Here is a 20,449-nt window from a genome sequence, read left to right on the forward strand (position 1 = left end):
CTTCATCATACATAAAAAAAAAGAATAGTATAAGGGCTGATTTTAATGATATTTAGTAACTTTAGAGTAAGCTATGTGATTTGAAACGATCGTTTTATTTCTCTAGAAAAGTGTCAATTACACATTATTCTCCGAAATTTGAGGATAATTGCATCACGAATGATAAAAAAAGAGACCGACTCGGCCTCTTTTTCATGAGCTTATTTCTAAAAAGAATCAGTTTTTACTGTTTCGTTCAAGTTCTGTACATTAAATAAACGTGCATATGCCCCTTCTTTTTTCATTAGTTCCTCATGGGTGCCTTTTTCTTTAATTTCACCATGTTCAATGAGAACAATTTGGTCTGCATGTGTAATCGTTGATAGTCGATGTGCAACAATTAGCGTTGTTCTATCTTTTGCCAATTGCTCCAAAGCTTCTTGGATTAAATGCTCCGACTCTAAATCAAGAGCAGATGTAGCTTCATCAAGCACCAAAATTCTCGGGTCTTTTAGAAATACTCTTGCAATCGCTATCCTCTGCTTCTGACCTCCGGATAGCTTCACGCCACGTTCTCCAATCTCAGTATCGTATCCGTTTGGTAAATTTAAAATAAAGTCATGGGCATTAGCAGCACGGGCCGCGTGAATGATCTCTTTCTCTGAAGCCCCTGGTTTCCCAAACAATATATTTTCTCTGACGCTGCCGCTAAACAAAATATTATCTTGTAATACCATCCCAATCTGACTGCGCAAGCTTTTTATGGATAAATCTTTGAGATCCACATCATCCAGCAAGATTCTACCTTGTTGAATATCGTAAAACCGGGGAATCAAACTAATTAAGGATGATTTCCCTCCTCCGCTCATCCCTACTAGCGCAATGGTTTCTCCAGGACGAATATTCAAGCGGATATCGTTTAAAACCCAATCAGCAGAGTTATCATAACGAAAACTAACATGTTCAAAATCGATTTTCCCTTTTACTTCTTGTACGGATTTGGCTGCTGGTGAATCGACAATATCATAAGGCTCATTTAGCAGTTCAATGACTCGTTCCAACGAGGCGCTCGCCTGGGTTAATTCTGTAGAAGAGTTGACCAAACGGCGAAGTGGACTGTATAAACGGTCCAAGTATGCGAAAAAGGCTACAAAAGCACCTAGCGTGATACCGCCTTGAATAACCTGATACCCTCCATAAAATAAAACTAATAATGGAGCGATATCTGTCAAAGTATTAATTATCGCGTTCGTCAATGCATTCCATTTGGTTAATGCCAATGCTTTTTGCAGGAAAAGAAGATTCTTCTTATCAAAGTTATCTTTCTCCACATCTTCTAGGGTGAAGCTTTTAATGACGGAGATTCCGTTCACGCGTTCAAAAAGATGAGCCTGCATATCAGCCAGCGCTTGAGATCTTGATTTGGAAAAAGCTCTTAGTTTACTATACAGCTTCTTTACGGATAGAGCGTAAAAAGGAAAAACGGCAATAGCAACCAAGGTTAATTCGACGTCCATATAAAACATAAACCCCATAGCAATGGAAAGCGTGAATAAATCCAGCCATACATTCATCATTCCGGTTTCAACAATGTTCTTGGTATTATCGGCATCATTGATCATGCGCGAGATAATTTCACCGGTCTTATGGTTGTGATAATACCGGATGGATAGCTTTTGAATATGGTCATATAGACGGTTGCGCAGATCATACAGAATACGGCTTGTTGTTAATTGAGCAAAATATTGTCTCAAATACTCTATCGGTGCTCTAACTATAACAAACAAAGCGAACGCAAAGAGCATCACATAGATCAGCTTCTGAACTTTCACTTCAGCCGGTAAAGAACTGAGCAGCAGGTCATCAACGACGTATTTCAGAATGAGCGGTAATGTCAAGGGGATACCGAACTTTATCATCCCTATAAGCACTGTAATAACAACAAGCTTCCAATATGGTTTTACGAAAGATAAATAGGTTTTAAAGCCTGACATAGGGAGCTCCTTTAATGATGATCACAAGGTAAATTGAAGTAGAGTATCGATAAGGTCCAATTACCGGATAAACTTATCAAGCGCCTCGTTTAGCTGCTTCATGACTTCTTGTTCCGTACCAGATTTGGCAGCCTCAATGACGCACCCTTCCAAGTGATCTTTTAATATCAGTTTTCCGCAATTATCCAATGCGGAACGTATCGCGGCAATTTGGATGAGCAGATCGCCACACTCTCTTCCGTTTGCTGCCATATCTTTAACAGAACGGACATGACCTTCGATTCGAGCTAAACGATTGACTACACTTTTCCGATGACGGTGATGGTCTTCGCCAGCATGGTCATGAGTATGGCCGTGGGAATGGTTATTGCTATGATTAAGGTTATGTTCATTTATTTCTTTATTCTTGCTCATGTAAGATTCTCCCTCCATGGTTATACCATTAACATCAACATGTTTAGTCTAATGGTATCCCCCAAGGCAGGTCAAATCGCACTGCCATTCATCGGTGTATTGAACTACATTGGGTTGCTTGATATTACTTATTGGATAACCCCCTGAGGGGGTTGTATGAAGTATACTGCTACCATTTTTTCAAGTCAATTGATTTTAGAGATTATGAAAAATATACTACCCTTTCAGATAAAAGGACCTCACAAATGAATTCACTTTCAAGATAAAGATTGAAATAACCCCCCTAGGGGGATATAATCATAACCATGAGGAGTGAATATGGATGAAAGGATGAGCCACATGACCATTCCCGGCTTGGCTAATGAACAACCGACAAGTAAACGGAAATTAATGATTGTTCTAGCGCTTGCGATCCCAGCCATTATTGAAAATCTGCTCCAAACCCTCGTTGGATTTGTTGACACCCTATTTGTCGCAAAGCTGGGAATAAACGAAGTCGCTGCTGTAGGAGTTGTGAATGCTATTCTGGCGGTATATCTTGCTATCTTTATGGCACTCGGTATCGGCACTTCTTCCTTAATTGCCAGAAGTATCGGTGCGGGTGATTTGGAAAGAGCTAAAAAAATTGCCAAAGAATCGACCATGGTAGCAGTGGGAGCAGGTATATTGTTTGGACTTATCACTATATTTTTTGCAGAACCCCTATTACGGATCATGGGAGCTGAGCCTCAAGTATTGGTGGACGGAGCAGTCTACTTCCGTATTGTTGCTATACCCTCCATTTTCATTTCGCTTATGACCATATTCGGTAGTATTCTTCGAGCGGCGGGAGATACCAAAACCCCAATGAAAGTGAGTTTTTGGGTCAATATTATACATATAGCACTAGATTATGTGCTCATATTCGGTATTGCTGGAGTTGGAGGGTTAGGTATTGCTGGGGCGGCTTGGGCAACCGTGATCGTACGGTTTATCGGTACGGCGGCATTATATGCATACATTCGAAAGTCCAAGGTTTCGTTTGTATTTAATGATCTGGCTTTCTCAAAAGAGTTCTCCATGCCAATGCTGCAGATTTCAATCCCTGCAGCTGTGGAAAGGCTCATCATGCGGCTCGGACAAGTTCTTTATTTCGGGCTCATTATAAAAATTAGCACTGAAACATATGCAGCCCATGTGATTGCAGGTAATATAGAAATCTTTTCTTACATGCCCGGATACGGTTTGGCTGTAGCTGCTACTACATTAGTCGGTCAGCAAGTGGGTGCAAAGCATCATCATGAAGCGTATTCTTACGGTATGATCACAACCGGTGTTGCTATAGTTATAATGACTCTCATTGGCATCCTTCTTTTCATTGTCTCCCCTTGGCTCGCTACTTGGTTTACATCTGATCGCGGCGTCATTGACATGGTCGTAACCGCGCTTCGTATCGACGCTTTTGCCCAACCTGCCTTGGCTGTAAGTCTCGTGCTAGCCGGAGCACTTCAAGGTGCAGGAGACGCAAAGAGTCCGATGTACAGCACCGCTATAGGCATGTGGCTCATTCGGGTTCTCGGAGTTTATTTAATGTGCTTGTATTTTGATATGGGGATTGCAGGTGTTTGGCTTTCCATTGCTTTTGATTTGTGGGTCCGTGCTGTCTTTTTGTTTATTCAATTCAAGAAGAAGGTCACGCTTAATTAACACATTAATATCATGCAAATGTACTGAAGCTGAAGGATGTATTATGTGATTCAGTAGGACCAGAGCTGATAATTACCAAGTAAGTTTACCATTGCATTCTCTACTTACTTATCTATTTTCCTACTATAAAAATCAGCAATAAATCTTGACGTAGCCAAATGTCATATTATGGTTACGTATTCCCAAATCTATGTAATCATCATATATGTGTCCAATCATTCTCTTTATCTCTTACATAAAATAGAGTACTAATAAAGAGGAGCTGATAGTGTGGTACGTATCCTTGATAAAGCAGCCGTCCAGCCGCTTAGTCGCTTCAACCCGGCTAGATCGTTTACTATTCGGCGGTCCCCACAAAAATCTGGCATCGCATCGATCCCAATACGGATTCCAGTGAATTCTCAACCGAACCGGGTAGATTTAGTGGTATCCGTTGGTGTCAGAGGTATCACAGGCATTGGGCAAATTCGGTTTAGAGTCTTCCGCGGTAATACAGAAATTTTCAACACACAGCAAGGTATCGAATCTGCGGGTTCAGAGCAAAATTATATAGTTACCTTCCAAGCTGAAGATAGAAATGTACCAGCAGGTACTCATTCTTACACAGTCACAGCAGAAAACCGAACTGCAAATACAAGAGTAGATGTCGTAGGACCCATATCGTTTAGTGGGTTAGCTGTGAAAACCAGAAACTAGTGTTGACGCGAAAATAAACATCTTGTATTTGTATTGAAGACTGAAAATGGGACAATGTTTGTGTCGCTGGATCGCGACAGGCACATTGTCCCATTATTTTAAAGCCTCAATACATATAACCATTGTGGCACATGTGTCTGCCATAAAGATCTTGTCTACCGACAACTGTCCGGTGACGCTATACTTTTAGCACGTAAAAATACTAATCCTTGAATGATTTTTTAGTTATCCGTGCCCGTTCCCGTTAAATGTAATTCAAGCCGCTTACATAGGGAAAAGGCAACGGAAACAGCCGCTTTAAGTCGGCAGCTAGTATGTGATCGACGTCCGGCAGCTGAGGTATTTCATCGAATAGAAGCGAGACGAGCTGACTGTCCGTTATCGTCGCTTGATGTCCTTCGCAGGCGACGATGACATACCCAAGTTCACTGGCTCGCTCCATGCGTAGACTGCCGAACGTGAACTCATGCTTGTCTCGCAAGCAAGACGCGGCCTGCTCGATCAGCCTGCCTGGATCGACAATGCGGACGGTACCGCTGTTGCGAAGCTCGATCCGTTCCGTACCGTATTTCTCCAGCTTTGCCCCAAGCTCCCTATCCTCTTTCTCATGTATGGACAATACTACTTTGATAGCGTCAAGACCGTGCTCACTTATTACATGTGCAAACAGCTGCGCGCAGCCTTCCGGAGAACCGCCGTACTCGACAACGAACGGATGATGCGTTGCTTCCGGACTCCCTGGTATTGCAACCACCACAAAGGCTTCTACCTTCCCTTGTCTCTCGGCCAGGTATACTTGATGCGTATATCCCCTGGATTTGGCAATAGGAACGGTCTTAATCAGAAACGCGGCGTCCCATACGCTGCGCTCGAACCGAGTGGTTCGATCCGCGAATAAACGGTTTAGGTCGAACAGGTCGGTTTCAATCATCGGACGAAGATGTACATCCTTGGCACGCTCGGCCATAATCGCTGCCGCTACCTCCTTACCAATCCGGTACTGAGTGAATGCACCAAAAGGGTAGCAGCCGGCGCGTGTGTACAGTTGCCGGTGTCCGGATACGAGAATGAGCGACGCTCCTGCCTGTTCGGCATGGCGAATGACGTGCTTTAATACCTCACCGGCGTAGCCTCGTCCAGCGTAATCCGGATGAGTACAAACCGAACCCACAGAGTATACGTTTAGTCGTGCAGCCCCAATGGTGACGACGGATGGAACGAACCCGATAAACGATGCGAGTCGGTTATCGGCAAACAAACCGTATGAATGACTCGTCGCATCGGTGTAAATATGAGGGAATGCCGTCTCCAAAGAAATACGCCCATCCCTTTTAAACACCCAGTCAGCTAGTCTCACCGCTTCATTGAAATCATGGCCTTTCAGCAACCGAATTTCCATCTGATCAACCTCCCCTGTGTGTCCCTTCGCGATTTGCTTTTTAAAGCGCTGTTCGTAATCTTATATACTGCTCAAGCTAGAATATCCCACAAGTGCTCTTGTACTTCGAAACGGGTAGGCTCGCTGCGTTCTTTGCGTAAAATATCGGCAACTATCTCATCCATGAGCGCCAAATGCCCGTCTACGGTATCTCCTGCCACATGAGGAGTCACCAATACGTTGGATAGCTCACGAAGAGATGAATCTTTGGAAGGATTCTTTATAAATACATCAAGTGCAGCATAAAATCGGCCGGTCTTCAGCTCCGCGAATAGCACTTCTTCATCCAGAACGGCTCCGCGTGAGGAATTGATTAGAATAGCACCGTCCTTGATACGGCGAATCAGATCGGCATTCACTAGATTATCGGTCGCCGGGATGGATGGAGCATGAATGGAAATAATGGGGCAATCCATCACCTCTTCCAACGTTGCACGTCGCACTCCCAGCTCCTCCGCTCTTTGTTCACTCAAATATGGATCGTACACCAAGATATTCACTTGAAAAGGTTTCAACAGCTGGATAAACGCCCTTCCGGTTGAACTGGCCGATACAATGCCTATTGTTTTTCCGAACAATTCATTGCCTCTAACATGCTTCAGCTTCCATCCGCCTTGGCGGAAATTCGTATCGTATTGAGGAAGCTTCCTCATCAATGTCAATAATGCAGAGAGGCAATATTCCCCTACACTCCATGCAAGACGAGGAGCTGCTGAATAAATTCCTATCCCTTGTCCGAAAGCTTGCTTAGGAATCCGTTGTTTAACCGTACCCGCTGCGTGTCCAATATAGCGCAGCTTCGGGGCTTTCTTCAACATTTCCTCCGAAATGCTCGGCGATCCCCAGCTTGTAAGTATCACTTCGGCATCGGCCATTATTTCCATTAACTGCTCCGGCGTATACTCCTCATTCGTTTCATTCCAAACAGGGATGAAATGCTCCTCAAGCCACTCTTTGCATGTCGTAGAACAAATTTTTTCTAACAAGGGCTTTGATGGCAGGACATAGGCTTTCATCTTCATAACCGAACATCTCCTAATTAGATTTTATAAGGCAAAGAGCTGGAATCTGTTATCATTTCTCACAGTCGATCATGACGTGAATGGTGTTTCCCTGATGCGAGTTGCGGATGCGGAACGCTTCTCCGACTTCGGATAGAGGAACAATATGCGTAATCATTTCTTTCGTATTAACAAGCCCATCCATTACAAGCCGCAGTCCCTCATCGAAAAATCTCCGGTTGTCGATATCCCGCTTCGGCTCCGTCGAATAAATATCCAGTCTTTTCTTGTGTACTTTGAAAAAGTCGACAGGCTTGTGGCAAGTCCCGATACAGCCGTACATTACAATGCGTCCGTTCTGGGCGGCAGCGTCAATCGCATCAACCATACCGGAGCCTTCTAACAAACAAGGTATGACGACATCAAATCCGTCGGGAAAATCATTGTACAGCACATCCATTGTCCGTGAATCACTTGACGGGAGTTTATACGTGTGAGTCGCTCCGTACCTGCGGGCAAGCTCCAGCTTCTCATCGAACAAATCGGTAACAACTAGATTGCGTGGGCTAAATAACGAAACTACCTGCGTCAGCACAAGACCGCTAACGCCTTGGCCCATAATCAGCACGTTCTTGTTCGGAGAAATCTCCCCTAACTCAGCAGCGTGTAGGATTCCAGGCAATACTTCGATTAGCGAGCCTTCCAGCAGGGGCAATTGTTTGGGCAGTACCTTAACTGAGAATGGACTACAGCATACGTATTCCGCGAATGCCCCCCATACATATCTGAGTGCAACGTGATCGCCTTCTTGAAGTCCAATGACCCCTGGTCCGACTTTATCTATAACCCCGGCCACTTCATGACCGAGTCTAGTAGGGTAAGATACGAACTCTGGCTCGCGGGCACCTCTGAACACCTCGATATCACTACCGCATATACCAACCCATTTGACCTTGACACGAACCTCGTGATCCTCAGGCTCCGGGATAAAAGCTCTGCGCAAGGTAATTTCCCCTATCCTTTCAACAACTGCGCACATTTGTGTGTCTGCTCCCGTAGAATCTGTAAGTTCCAGAGGAGGCACTGACATTTTTCTTACCATATCGTCATCCCTACCTTTACTAGATTATTTGCCCCGATAGAAGCGCTTACTTATATCATCCTATTACCTAAGTTATCATGGATTACGCCAGAAACGAATGTCAGAATAATTAATGTACTTGTAAAAATGTGTGATTTTAGCAATTGACGCTAAAAGCAAAGGAGCTAGGCACCTACAAACGGCTTAGCTCCTTTTTTTCATTACCTATTCATCTGATATCGCTTGAGACTGTCTTTCAGATCGCTTTTCGTGCCAGTAGTTACTTGCCCCTTTTATTCGTATTTTGTTCAACTGCCTCAGTGAGCTTTCTGATCCCGGTGTCATTCATTTCTTTCACATATTGATCCCAATTAGAGTTAATATCCTTAGCTCCGGTTACAAAATTGATCATCCATTCATTATATTTTTTTTCAATAGACGGCATTAAATCCTTGGAAGCTCCGTAGCTCAACGCCGTTATCGGAGGTGCGATACCGGATTTTAATGAGTACTCATAATTGTCTTTTAGTGCGCCTTCTACATCCCCTGATGCTAATGAATAATCCGTTGTCATGGCTGTTAAGTGTCCCAATGACGGAATGATATCCCGATCATAGAGTGCGGTTTTCACCATCTTGCCGTTTTCCATTGTATAATGAACGCCTTCAATTCCATAGTTGAGTATCCTAATCCCTTCTTCACTATGGGTGTAATCAATAATAGCAGCAACTCTTGCCAAGAAATCTTCATCCCGATTTTTTTTAATAACTACGATTGGTTCCGTGAAGCTCGCGTCAACTCTGCCAAAGCCCCCTGCAGGTCCTTTAGGCATCGGAATGAGCAGCGATAGCTTGGCACTTTTGTTGGATTCCGCTAGATCCTTTTCGAGAGCCACATATCTTTCCGTAGGAGCCACGATGACACCGGAGCTCCCGGAGATGAACTTGGCCTTAGCTTGAGCCTCATTAGATGTAAATAATTCCCGGTCAATTAAACCTTCCCGATAGAGTTCACTCGCAAATTGCAGGAATGTTTTATATTGCGGCATGACTGCTTCATACATCCACTTGCCGTCCGCTTTCCCCCAAGTATTGACGCCAGTATAACTAGTAGATAGATTCAGAAATGCGCCGGATCCGAACGCAAACGTGATAGGCACTGTGTTAGCGCCCCCCAATTTATTATCTTTAAATGCTTTCAGCATCGCTTTGAATTCATCCATAGTCGTCGGCTTCTTCAATCCAAGCTTATCCAACCAATCCTGACGAACTACCACCACACTAGGGATGACTCCCGCTTTGCGGGATGGGAGCTGATAAACCCCGTTCTCTTCACGGAACTCCTCGGTCCCGGGTTGCTTCATATAAGTCTTTATACCTTTTAAATCATATTTTTCGGCATAGTCGTTGAAATTCATCAAAAAACCGTCTTCATATAGCTGGCTATAAATATGCGCTCCAGTACTGAGCGAATATCGGAATACATCGGGCATGTCACCTGCCGCAATTTTTAACTCCAGGTTTTTTACATATTCTTTAGCTAAGATCCGCTCCACTTTAATATTTACATTAAATTTTTCATTTAAATATTTGATAATGGCATCATCAGGATGTATGTCGCGAGGACCCCACTGAAACCACTTAATGTCATACTTTTTCGCCAAACTAATGTTACCATATTTAGCAGCGGAATCTTGACTCTGGTCACTCTTGGAATCCATGGTGGTTCCTGATTGATTCGAGCACCCGAGAACAGCAATCGCCAGTACGAGGATAAGGATTAAAGCGGTCGTTTTTCTTAATATCATACCTTCAAACACCCTTTCTACTCTCAATGGTTTGGAAAACTAGCCTTTCAAGGAACCCATCATGATTCCATTCACAAAATATTTTTGCAAAAACGGATAAACCGTGACGATAGGCAGTAAGACCAGCACGATATTCGCTAAACGTATAGTTTCTGAATTAAAGCCCTCTTCTCCGGATTCAGCGAGCATGACGGCTTCCAAATCTTGCGTGCTGCTAATCATTTTTTGCAAATATTCCTGAACCGTCTTTAACTCTTTGTCGGTAATAAAGAATACCGATTGCATATAAGTGTTCCAGAAGCTTACCATGAAAAATAATCCGATTGCGGCCAAAATAGGTTTGGATAACGGCAAGACGATAGTGAAGAAGATCCGAAAATCATTACAGCCATCGATACGGGCTGCCTCCTCTAATTCTTTAGGAAACTCCATAAAAGTCGATCTCATAATAATTAGATAAAAGGTATTGATCATATAAGGAACTATGTAAACAGCGAAATTATTGATCAGCCCGAGCTCCTTATAATTCATATAATCAGGAATCAAACCGGCATTCATGAACATCGTCATAACGATCAGAAACATAACTATTTTTGAGCCTTTGAACGGTTTGGATAATCCATAAGCCGAATAGGCGGTCATAAATAAGGCGACAGTAGTCCCGATTACTGTAATTAAGAATGTAACCTTGAGATGAATAAAGATCGTACCGTCTTGAAAAATTTGCTTATATGACGCTAAAGTGGGTGCTGTCACTATCATTTTGAACCGAGAAGTTAAGTATTCGGATTCCGTCATGAATGAAGCGACCACCGTCTGCCAAAATGGATACAGCATAATAATGCACAACAATAGCATGATCGCATTATTCAACTTATCACCTATTTGATGCTTACTATCCCGAATCGTGCTAGTACTAGCCATCAAATAATCCCCCTTTGCCCTATGACCTTGGCCAACCGATCTGCCGAGTAAACGAGAATGGCTGCTACCAATGTTTTAAATAGTCCTGCCGCAGTGGCCAGACTGTGTTTGCCTTCTTGGAGACCGACACGAAATACATAGGTATCGATAATGTCCGCCACATTGATTACCATAGGATTGCTCATCACCAGAATCTGTTCAAAACCGACATCAAGCAAATGACCGACTTGGATAATGAACAGCACCACGATTGTGGTGGAGATACCTGGAAGCGTAATATGCCATAACTGCTGCGAGCGTGAAGCGCCATCGACACGGGCTGCTTCATAAAGGGACACATCGATACGGGTTAAGGCCGCTAAATACAATATGGTCCCCCACCCCATCGTTTTCCACACTTCCGATGCAACCAGAATCCCTCGAAAATACTCCTTGCTTCCCATAAAATAAATCGGCTCGTGTCCGAACCATTTGACAATCTCATTTACTAACCCGTCATGTACAGATAATAAACCATAGATGATTCCTCCCAGTACTGACCAGGAAATAAAATGAGGAAGATACAGGATAGACTGGCTGACTCTTTTGAATATTGCATTTTTCAGTCCATTCAACATTAATGCTAATAAGATAGGTGCCGGAAAACCGAACAAGATCTTATAGAAACTGATTATCAGTGTGTTGAGTAGAGCTTGTTGAAAGTCGGTTGAATGAAATAGCGTGACAAAATGATCGAAGCCAACCCATGGGCTATTCTCTAGCGTTCGTGTAATTCTGAAGTCCTTGAACGCAATCTGGATAAAGTACAATGGTTTGTACCTGAAGATAATGTAGTAAATTAAAGCCGGTACAATAAAAAGAAATATTTGATACTTAGAATAAAACATCTGAATTTTGTAAAACTTGTTGTGCTCCATCTTATCTCCCCTTTGGTATGTAACCGCATACATTTGATACTTACAGTATACGTTGCACCCCAATAAAAAACAGAAGGTGAAACACCCCAAAAAGGTGGATATTTTTACGAAGTAAGCCGGTGTAAATTTTACTTGCAATGCCTGCGATATTCCCTTGGCCCCATCTTCTTTAATTGGGTGAACAGCTTGCTAAAATGCTTCTCGTCCGAGTAACCGACTTCTTTGGCAATTTCATAAATTTTCATTTCGGTTCCAGCCAACAATTGGGAAGCTGTTTCGATTCGTTTCGTTATCAAATACTTGGAGAATGTCATTCCGGTGTACTCTTTGAATTTGGAGGATAAGTAACCCGGACTGAAATAAAACTGCCGTGCGACATCTTCCAGGTTCAAATTGGTCGTATACATCCCATCCACATATTCTTTAACGGATGATATGCTTTCGTTCTTTTGCTGCTGAAATCTACGATTAGCAAGGATGCATTGTTCTTTTACAATTTGAAGCATAGGAGCTTCTAAATCCGTAATCGAATCAAATTCATTCAAAGAAAGGGTTTCATTCTTTTTGACTTTAGTAACTTTTTCGAATTGAGCGACAATCTGAAAGCATAAATACTTTATATCCGAGACATTTATATTTTTATTTAAGCAGCCTTCGGCAAACACCGTCTTCATCCAGCTGATCAGATTTTCCGTGTCACCGGTATAGACCCAGTTGACCCAATGCATATTTGAAGCCATTTTAAACTGAGTGCTCGTATCCTGCCCCTGCCAACTTCCATAAAATAAGACGGACCGTGTTGAGTTAGCTGAATCTCTAGCTCTAAGATAATCGGTCGTCTTCATTGCTTCATTGAAGCTACGAGGAATTTCCGAGATGTGAGGCTTGATGGACCCAATTCCGATTTTGTATGCGGTAACCATCATATCGCACAAATAAGACTCAATGATGTGAATCGACTCTATTATTTTATTATGAAAGAGTTGGATTTCATCGTTCTCCTTAATGAAAATAATATAGATATAGCGGTTTTCCTGTTTTAACATCATCTTTAGGGGAATTTTGATTTGGCTTAATCTATTCACATCTAATGGATGGAGCGAAGGAAGCCATATACTTGCCACGCTATAATAAGATTTCTCCGCAGCTCGATTGAGCTCTGAGCTCAAATAGCCCTTAATATATTGTTGAAACGTAAAATCGTTTTTGAGCATCAAAAGCTCATTGTATTGTCGGCTCTCCTCCTGCTTGTGGGACAAGACGTGATACAACTTCTTTAAGCATTCCTCCAGCTCCGGAAACATAGTCAGTTTTATGATATAGTCGAATGCCCCTTCCTGAATTCCTTTTTTGGCATAAGCGAATTCGTCGTACCCGCTAAGCAGAATAACCTCTGTTTCAGGATGCAAGCATTTAAACTTCTCCAGCACTTCTAGTCCACTTAGGTCAGGCATATGAATATCCATAATAACCGCTTCCGGCTTATGCTCCTGGAACAGCTCCAGTGCCTCTTCACCATCAGCGGCAACGGCCACCAGTTTAAATCCCAACGCCTCCCAATTTATGGAGCTGCACAACCCGTCTCTAATGATCCTCTCATCATCCACGATCATAAGTGTAAACTTGTTCATGTCTCCAACCTCCGCAGTGGCAGTCTGATTTTCATTTTAATGTGAGTACCTGTCCCCTTGGCACTTCTAATTTCCAGTCCGCACCCTTCGCCGAATTCAAGGGTTAATCTTTCATGAACATTGGACAATCCGCAATGAGCGGATTGTGCTTTGTTGTACATCGTGTGAATTGCGTTTGCTAATTGAACAGCATCCATTCCTTTACCATCATCTTCGATAAGGATGATTAAGTTATTGTTTTCTGTTATTTCGCTGGAAATTCTGATTGTTAATACCCGATTCTTTTCCATCGCATGGTGAATCGCGTTTTCTACGATCGGTTGCAAAATTAACTTAGGAACGAACACCTTGTAGTAGGCTTCATCTACATTAACCTGAAAAACCAGTTGGTGCTCAAAGCGGATACTTTGGATTTGAATATAATTTTGTACATGCTCCAGCTCCTCTTCAAGCGTAATTAAATCTCTTGACCCAGATAAGCTTGTTTTCAGAAATTTGGCTGTTGCTACAAGCATCTTACTCGCTTCCTCGGACTTCCCTGTTTTGAGCAGCAGCATGATGGAAGTGAAGATATTTTGCAGAAAGTGCGGATTGATTTGCGACTGCAAAGCTTTGAACAAGAGCTTATTGATCCGTTTTTCCATTTCTAAGTTTTCGTTCTCTTTAGTCATTAGCTCAATCGATAAGGATTCCAGCCGACTTAGCATATTGTTGAAATTGTAGGCTAGAACAACAAATTCAAAGTCATGCTCCGTACCGCGTAATCGAATGGACTGATCATGCGGATATCCTTCCATCAAGTGGATCGCCCTTCGTACCGGAGCGGTCATACGCTTACCCAATAGGTAAGAGGCAATAATAATAATGCAGAGCATGCAGGAAATCTCAATCAAATATAGGATGATAAAAATATACCGCTGCTCTTCCCAGGAGGCCGGAACAAACAGACCTAGATTCCACTCTTCCAGGTCATGAATCGGAATTGTGGAGAACAACGTTTTTTGACCCTTGACGGTTATATATTTATGATCAATCGGATCTCCTATCATTTCCGCGCCATGCTTGCGTATATATTCGGTATACTTGTGATCCATGGGTGAACTAATCATTTGGACATCGTCGTTATCACTTTTACGGTTCATGAGGTTAACGGCTGATGTACCTGCTGCATGCCGCTGGTTATCTAGAACACTGTTGATTCCGAATTCAATGTATCCCATGTACTTAAACAGGTTCGATTTATCAAGCGTATTGGCTAAATATTTGATTTCCTTTTTCATAACCAATAAGGGCTGTGTAGGTGTAATCGCCGGTTTATTTTTCGTATTGGAGAACACAAGCCGGTTATGCGCATCGTAGATGGAAATATAACTTAAGCTCTTATCAATGACACCCTTCCTAATTAAAGTATCCGAGAAGTCCCGGCTCCTTTGTAGCGAATCCCCGTTAACATTCATCATTAGCTCTTGAAATTCTCTATTAAGAATCAAATAACTCATATAAGAATGGTACGATTGCAGGTTATTTTCTGTTCTTTTTGCGGTCTGTTTGAACATTTGAATGTTAGCTTGTCGTGAATTCTCTTCAATAACTTGGTCGAAATGATAATATGAAATAAGAATCATGCTGAGTGTAGGAATAATTATCATGGAGAAAAAAAGAAACAGCTTTTTATACGCACTTGAGTGCTCTCTATAAGTTGTAATGTAGCGGTGAATTGATTCACGTTCTTCGAATCCCTTTACCTGCTTAAGCTTCTGAATGAAATCATACACCGGTCTTAAAATCATTCCCGTATTAAAATGGGATATCGCAGCAAATACAATGAATATAATCAACCCATAACCAACAAGCTTCCACACGATTTGATTGATGCTATGGTCGACTGGACTAATATCCCGCAATAAAAAGTATTTGTTTCCATCTTTATTCTTAACGGAGACGATCTGATTTTCGAGTCGAAACGTCACGCTAGCCCCGGGATCAGGCTCAGTAAATCGATGATTTAAAAGATCATCTGTCTTTTGTTGATCACCGTATATCACTTGATGTTTCGCGTTAAGCTTATTTAATTGTAGATCGCTTTGGTCGAGGAGCTTCTGAAAATCCAGTACTGCAATAAGGTAAGCCCCCTCTTGTATCGGTGCTATTATTAAGTTTTCTTCAAAAAAATCGCTCTGTCCGTATTTCCAATCTTCCTTCAATTGAGTCCATATGTATTCGTTTAGTGACTGAGTAGCCGCTCTCTCATCCATGTCTTCTGTATATGAAATCACTTCATTCGCCAAGGAAGTCCCGATAAGCACTTGATTTTGGTATAAAAAGATACCCTTGAATTCTCTATTGGAATACAGGAACGTTCGCAGCTCGGAATTGAAGTCAAAGGCCTTTCTTAGAATGAAATTGCTGTCTTTAACGTCGACGCTGTCAAAATGAAATTGGAAGTCATCCATAAATAATTGAAACTTTTCCTTGCTCTTATTAATGGAATTTTCCATTGTTTCAAGATTGATCGACAGTTCGCTTTCGTTCGACAGCTTTATGTTATCGATGATTAATTTTTGGGATACAAAATAACTAATGAAGGAAGAGATTGCCATGAAGGCAAGCGTAAGTCCTAGAAACAATCCGTTTAACTTCATCCTGAACGACACTGAATCACTCCTTGAACACAGGATGCGGAATTACTAACTCAAGGTTTCAAAGTAGTAACAGGCCAACCAGAATAGTTCTGGCTAGCCTGCTAATACGAGAATGCCGCTGTTACGCAGCATTAGGAGCATCTGGCATCACGATCTCGTGTTACCGCGAGACGTACGACTTCCCGCAAGATTTCATCGCTTATTGTTATCTTTACTTCGACGCAGCTTTTTTCTCCTGATCGATCATCAGATTTATTCCTTCATTCAAATCGCGCAAAGCCGTGTTGACATCTTTCAAATCTTTAATGTATGCATTGAATTCTTTGGAAACGAGGCTTGAGGTGGGTACCGATACCAGCTTGGCGTCGCGGGCCCGACTTACTTTTACCGGTTTGTTGACGTACAGAGCGCCGGTGTTTTTCCCCTTCAGCTTGGCAAAATCTTGTCCGTATGCTTTGCGAATCTCTTCGTTGTCCAGCACTGTGCCGTACCCCGTTTTGCTGGCCATCATTTGCATCTCGTCGGTCAATAAAAATTCGATCAGCTTGAACGCTTCAACTTTATGCTTGCTCGAGCTCATGATGTAGTAAAACCTTGGGTTTAGTTGGGCGTTCAAACGAGGCGCCTCCGCCATAGTAGGCAGCGATACCATGTCCCAATTGACGAAATCGTCAGGAAAGCTCTCGATCGCAGCCGTTACATCCGCATGCATCGCGGAAATCCGGTCTTTCGTAAAATCGTTCACTTCCACGGGGCGGCTGCGGTCTGTCAGCGGCTTACTCATGGGCAGTTTGTAAAATTGACCGAACGTTTTGAATATCGAGCGCCATTGGTCAGTATCCATAATCGCCTGATTCTCCTTCGGATGCAAATATGGAGCGGCCAACTGATTGTTATCGAATAAATAGGGAAAATTCATCGTCATTCCTTTATACTGAATGCCGGCGTCTTCTCTGGTTAGCTTGCGCGCCAACTCATAAGTCTCGTCCCATGTCATCCCGTCTTTCGGATACGCAACGCCGAATTTGTCGAAGACGTCCTTGTTGTAAAAAAGAACGGGTGTGAACGTTGTCACGGGAAGGCCGTAATAGGTGCCTCCGAGCGATTCTGATGCAGCGCGGATGATATCTAAGTATGCAGGATCGAGCCTGTTCATATTGAAGCCCGTTTTTTTTATCAGCTCGGACATATCATATTGCATATTATATTTGATGATTTCATTGTTCAAACCGCTTAACCCTTGATAATACACATCTGGGGGTTGTCCTGCTGCTATGAGATCCTCTAGTTTTCCGCCTGCCGTATTCCCTGCATAAAATTCAACAGTGATATGTGGAAATTTTTGCTTTACTTTATCGCTTGTCAGACGCTTCTGGAAGTTATTATCTCCACTAAAAAATCTAAGGGTAATCGGCTCAGGCGGCTTTAATCCATCCCCCTTCTCTCCTGTTTCATCTGAGCTGCAGGCGGACAGGAATAAAGCTGACAAACCTAGAAACATTACCGAGACACTCATTTTACTAGGCATAAAAAAGCTCTCCTTTGCATTTTGATTATGGAATGACCTTCCACATAATTAAGAAAGCGTTGTCATCTCATTTTTTAAAAATAGGGTTTGGACGCCGGTGGCGTCCCCCCTGTTTACCAGAACAGCTCCGTCTGTCCGCGCAGCTTCGCCAGCGCTTCGACGAAATAGTAATCTCCGTAGATCAAGCCGACGTCGATATTTTTGTTGGCAGGCCAGTGGCCCGTGCCGTGAGGCAGAATCGCTTCGTCGCTCGCGTCCCAGATCGCGTAACGCTCCGCCATCGACTTCAAGATGCGTCTCGCCGACGTCCCGTACAATCGGCCTTCTTCCGCAGGCAGCAGCTCTTCCAGCAGCAGCAGACCGCTCGACGCAATCGCCGCAGCCGAGGAGTCTCTCGGCGCCCCCTCCTGCGTCGTCAAGCGGAAGTCCCAGTAAGGAACGAGGTCTTCCGGCAAATTGGCCAGGAAGAAGTGGGCTACCTTCTTGCTCCCCTGCAAGTACTTATCGTCCTTCGTATACTTGTAGCACAGCGCCAAGCCGTACAGTGCCCATGCTGCACCTCTCGCCCACGCCGATTCCGGTGCGAAGCCTTGGCCTCCCAATGCGCCGACGCGCTCCCCGCTCTCCGGATCGAACTGGACGATATGATAGACGGAGCCGTATTATCGTATTTGCCTTCCTTGGACACGTGCGGAAATCCCGCTCCGATCGTCCGGCTCGTTTGACCGATCTTGGCTGCTGCCTTGCTCCATGCTTCCTCAATCCATTGTGCGTTCGGTTGTACACTCATTCTTGCGTTCTCTCCTTAAGATACAAGTTCTCTTATACTTTGAATAGCTCGTAATCGGCCAAAAATCGCTCGTACAGCCCATCCGGCAGCGCCAGCAAATCGTTCGTATCGCGCATGTGCCGTCTTAAAGCTTCCAGCATGGTTTCGATACGGAGGCCATGTTCCTCCGACTGAAACGCCAAATTGGTCATTTCCTGCGGGTCGTTCGTCACATCGTACAGCTCGATGAACATTTCATCCTTGAAAATATCGACGATCAGCTTGTAATCTCCCTCGACCACGCACCGCTGGAAGTTGCTACGCGCCCCGTTGCCGTCGAACTGGATGAAGATCCGCTCGCGTTCGAGCTTCTCCCGCTCTCCGCGCAGGAGCGGCATCAAGGAGAGGCCCGATACGCCGTCCGACGTCTCGATGCCGAGATAATCGCACAGCGTAGGAAGCACGTCGACGCTGCTGACGAGCTCGCCGGAACGGGTTACAGCCGGAGTGAACCCGGACGGAAACTTCATGTACAGCGGCGTTTTCACCGATTCCTCGTACATGCACATCTTTTGCCAAAGCCGGTGCGAGCCGAGCATTTCCCCGTGGTCGCTGGTGAACACAATCAGCGTGTTGTCGTACAAGCCCTCCTGCTTCAGCTCGAATACGAGCCTTCCAACGCAATAGTCGAGCAGCGCGACAAGTCCGGTATACACCTTCCAGATGCGCTCCCACTCCTCGCGCGTGTAGGAAGATCCGAGCATCCCCGTCAGGTTGTACAGCTGAAGCGGCGACTGGTTGTCGGCCCATACGCCGACGTTATCCGGCAGCTTCACGTCCCGGATCATCGAATACCACGGCTCGGGTATGTCGAGTGGTGGATGCGGCGCGAGGAACATCGCGTTCAGCGCGAACGGCTTGCTGCGGTCTCGGCTGCGTATCGCCTTGAGCGAATCGTTGAGGATGAAGCCGTCGTAGAAGTAGTCGAGCTCCTCCTCATATCGGCCGATAGTCGGGATCGAGTATTTGCGCTTTCGCGTAATTTTGCCGAAGGCAAGCTCGGGTACGAGACCCTGAAAAGCAGGTCCACCCGGTTTCTTTTTGCCGTTGGCCTTCAAGAACGATTCATACCGCTGCTCCAGCTGCAGCCAATGGGTTTTGCTATCTTCGCTATGCTCCAGCTTCGGCTCGGTGAACAGATGCTGCTTGCCGGTATGCCAGCTGTCCCACTGCTCCTCCAGCAGCGAATACCAATGCTCATGCTCGGGGCGAACCATGCCGTGCTGCTTCTCCTGCTCCTCCCACGGGTTGATCAGCGAGCCCGTCACATTCGGATACTTGCCGGTAAAAAAAGCTCCTCTAGCCGGGACGCATAACGGTGATGCGCAGTACGCCCGGTCGAAGACAACGCTCTCCGCCTTCAGCTGATTAATGTTCGGCGTATGCTCCCCGAACGCATCCCAGCGGAGCTGGTCGGCCATGATGACGACGACATTCAGCTTCTCGCTCATTGTGCGTTCCCTCCTTCGCCGAACCGAGCTTGATCAGCGTCTCCGTGTCCGCGGTAGCTCAACCGGATTTGTCCGGCTGCGGCTGTCCACGTCCAGTGCAGCACGCCGCTCTCGTCGGTCACTGTTTCCGTGGCAAGGTGCCGCCGCTCCCAGGCCGCTCCTTGCGAAGCCGGTGATTCCAGCTCCGCCGGCACATGCTGTCGCCGCAGAAACAACCTTGGATGCTCCGGAGGCGGGGTAAACGTTGGTTTTTGATACATAAGTTTGTTCTCCTATCATTAAATTTGATCACCAGAATGGGTAAATCCCTCTAACTTACATGTACTTTTGAAGCAGGCATGAGTGTTAGTCGCACGTCCCTCCTTCTGTCGATTTGATGATCTCGGGTACATCCTTCTCTTGTATTAATCCCCTTGTGAGCTCATAATTGT

The 20,449-nt window shown here is 44.4% G+C and carries 16 protein-coding genes; 2 read left to right on the forward strand and 14 right to left on the reverse strand.

Annotation, left to right across the window (positions count from 1 at the left end):
• Positions 1-206: 206 nt before the first annotated feature.
• The gene (locus DVH26_RS20880) at positions 207-1,973 is read right to left on the reverse strand and encodes an ABC transporter ATP-binding protein (protein ID WP_239624925.1); all 1,767 of its coding nucleotides are present in this window, start codon (positions 1,971-1,973) and stop codon (positions 207-209) included.
• A 60-nt stretch (positions 1,974-2,033) separates the two neighbouring features.
• Complete coding sequence (locus DVH26_RS20885; protein WP_239624927.1) at positions 2,034-2,387, reverse strand: metal-sensing transcriptional repressor; 354 nt, start codon at positions 2,385-2,387, stop codon at positions 2,034-2,036.
• A gap of 318 nt (positions 2,388-2,705) precedes the next feature.
• On the opposite strand from DVH26_RS20885, the gene DVH26_RS20890 reads away from it, so the two are divergent.
• Positions 2,706-4,073, forward strand: a complete 1,368-nt coding sequence (locus DVH26_RS20890; RefSeq protein WP_239624929.1) for an MATE family efflux transporter — start codon at positions 2,706-2,708, stop codon at positions 4,071-4,073.
• Between the two features lie 270 nt (positions 4,074-4,343).
• Positions 4,344-4,769 (forward strand): exosporium protein C, encoded by a 426-nt coding sequence (locus DVH26_RS20895; protein ID WP_239624931.1) that lies wholly within the window; start codon positions 4,344-4,346, stop codon positions 4,767-4,769.
• Positions 4,770-5,013: 244 nt separating this feature from the next.
• On the opposite strand, the gene DVH26_RS20900 is transcribed toward DVH26_RS20895, so the two are convergent.
• The 12 genes from DVH26_RS20900 to DVH26_RS20955 all read right to left on the reverse strand — a co-directional run bounded on the left by DVH26_RS20900 (position 5,014) and on the right by DVH26_RS20955 (position 20,278).
• On the reverse strand, positions 5,014-6,168 hold the full coding sequence (locus DVH26_RS20900) for a GNAT family N-acetyltransferase (protein ID WP_239624934.1): 1,155 nt from the start codon (positions 6,166-6,168) through the stop codon (positions 5,014-5,016).
• Between the two features lie 71 nt (positions 6,169-6,239).
• Positions 6,240-7,229, reverse strand: coding sequence for a hydroxyacid dehydrogenase (locus DVH26_RS20905; protein WP_239624936.1), 990 nt, complete (start codon positions 7,227-7,229; stop codon positions 6,240-6,242).
• 52 nt (positions 7,230-7,281) lie between these two features.
• Entirely contained in the window at positions 7,282-8,211 is a 930-nt protein-coding gene (locus tag DVH26_RS20910; protein WP_239624939.1) for a zinc-dependent alcohol dehydrogenase, read from the reverse strand.
• Positions 8,212-8,569: 358 nt separating this feature from the next.
• Complete coding sequence (locus DVH26_RS20915) at positions 8,570-10,096, reverse strand: extracellular solute-binding protein (protein WP_239624941.1); 1,527 nt, start codon at positions 10,094-10,096, stop codon at positions 8,570-8,572.
• Between the two features lie 39 nt (positions 10,097-10,135).
• Entirely contained in the window at positions 10,136-11,020 is an 885-nt protein-coding gene (locus DVH26_RS20920) for a carbohydrate ABC transporter permease (protein ID WP_239624943.1), read from the reverse strand.
• On the reverse strand, positions 11,020-11,937 hold the full coding sequence (locus DVH26_RS20925; RefSeq protein ID WP_239624945.1) for an ABC transporter permease: 918 nt from the start codon (positions 11,935-11,937) through the stop codon (positions 11,020-11,022). Before DVH26_RS20925 ends, DVH26_RS20920 begins: the two co-directional genes overlap by 1 nt.
• A 128-nt stretch (positions 11,938-12,065) precedes the next feature.
• Positions 12,066-13,568: a response regulator transcription factor gene (locus DVH26_RS20930; protein WP_345774007.1), complete on the reverse strand. Its 1,503-nt coding sequence runs from the start codon at positions 13,566-13,568 to the stop codon at positions 12,066-12,068.
• Positions 13,565-16,222: a sensor histidine kinase gene (locus DVH26_RS20935; RefSeq protein WP_239624948.1), complete on the reverse strand. Its 2,658-nt coding sequence runs from the start codon at positions 16,220-16,222 to the stop codon at positions 13,565-13,567. Before DVH26_RS20935 ends, DVH26_RS20930 begins: the two co-directional genes overlap by 4 nt.
• A 199-nt stretch (positions 16,223-16,421) precedes the next feature.
• Positions 16,422-17,738: an ABC transporter substrate-binding protein gene (locus tag DVH26_RS20940; RefSeq protein ID WP_239624950.1), complete on the reverse strand. Its 1,317-nt coding sequence runs from the start codon at positions 17,736-17,738 to the stop codon at positions 16,422-16,424.
• A 113-nt stretch (positions 17,739-17,851) separates the two neighbouring features.
• Positions 17,852-18,340: a hypothetical protein gene (locus tag DVH26_RS20945; protein ID WP_239624952.1), complete on the reverse strand. Its 489-nt coding sequence runs from the start codon at positions 18,338-18,340 to the stop codon at positions 17,852-17,854.
• A gap of 220 nt (positions 18,341-18,560) precedes the next feature.
• Entirely contained in the window at positions 18,561-20,018 is a 1,458-nt protein-coding gene (locus DVH26_RS20950) for a sulfatase family protein (RefSeq protein WP_239624954.1), read from the reverse strand.
• Positions 20,015-20,278: a hypothetical protein gene (locus DVH26_RS20955; RefSeq protein ID WP_239624956.1), complete on the reverse strand. Its 264-nt coding sequence runs from the start codon at positions 20,276-20,278 to the stop codon at positions 20,015-20,017. The genes DVH26_RS20950 and DVH26_RS20955 overlap by 4 nt, the downstream gene beginning before the upstream one ends.
• Between the last annotated feature and the right edge of the window lie 171 nt (positions 20,279-20,449).

This window comes from Paenibacillus sp. H1-7, assembly GCF_022354825.1.
GTDB lineage: Bacteria > Bacillota > Bacilli > Paenibacillales > NBRC-103111 > Paenibacillus_S.

Excerpts from the sequence above, each read along its gene's own strand:
- DVH26_RS20880 (WP_239624925.1), bottom strand. The coding sequence starts at position 1,973 with ATGTCAGGCTTTAAAACCTATTTATCTTTCGTAAAACCATATTGGAAG.
- DVH26_RS20885 (WP_239624927.1), bottom strand. The coding sequence starts at position 2,387 with ATGAGCAAGAATAAAGAAATAAATGAACATAACCTTAATCATAGCAAT.
- DVH26_RS20890 (WP_239624929.1), top strand. The coding sequence starts at position 2,706 with ATGGATGAAAGGATGAGCCACATGACCATTCCCGGCTTGGCTAATGAA.
- DVH26_RS20900 (WP_239624934.1), bottom strand. The coding sequence starts at position 6,168 with ATGGAAATTCGGTTGCTGAAAGGCCATGATTTCAATGAAGCGGTGAGA.
- DVH26_RS20905 (WP_239624936.1), bottom strand. The coding sequence starts at position 7,229 with ATGAAGATGAAAGCCTATGTCCTGCCATCAAAGCCCTTGTTAGAAAAA.
- DVH26_RS20915 (WP_239624941.1), bottom strand. The coding sequence starts at position 10,096 with ATGATATTAAGAAAAACGACCGCTTTAATCCTTATCCTCGTACTGGCG.
- DVH26_RS20920 (WP_239624943.1), bottom strand. The coding sequence starts at position 11,020 with ATGGCTAGTACTAGCACGATTCGGGATAGTAAGCATCAAATAGGTGAT.
- DVH26_RS20925 (WP_239624945.1), bottom strand. The coding sequence starts at position 11,937 with ATGGAGCACAACAAGTTTTACAAAATTCAGATGTTTTATTCTAAGTAT.
- DVH26_RS20930 (WP_345774007.1), bottom strand. The coding sequence starts at position 13,568 with ATGAACAAGTTTACACTTATGATCGTGGATGATGAGAGGATCATTAGA.
- DVH26_RS20940 (WP_239624950.1), bottom strand. The coding sequence starts at position 17,738 with ATGCCTAGTAAAATGAGTGTCTCGGTAATGTTTCTAGGTTTGTCAGCT.
- DVH26_RS20950 (WP_239624954.1), bottom strand. The coding sequence starts at position 20,018 with ATGAGCGAGAAGCTGAATGTCGTCGTCATCATGGCCGACCAGCTCCGC.
- DVH26_RS20955 (WP_239624956.1), bottom strand. The coding sequence starts at position 20,278 with ATGTATCAAAAACCAACGTTTACCCCGCCTCCGGAGCATCCAAGGTTG.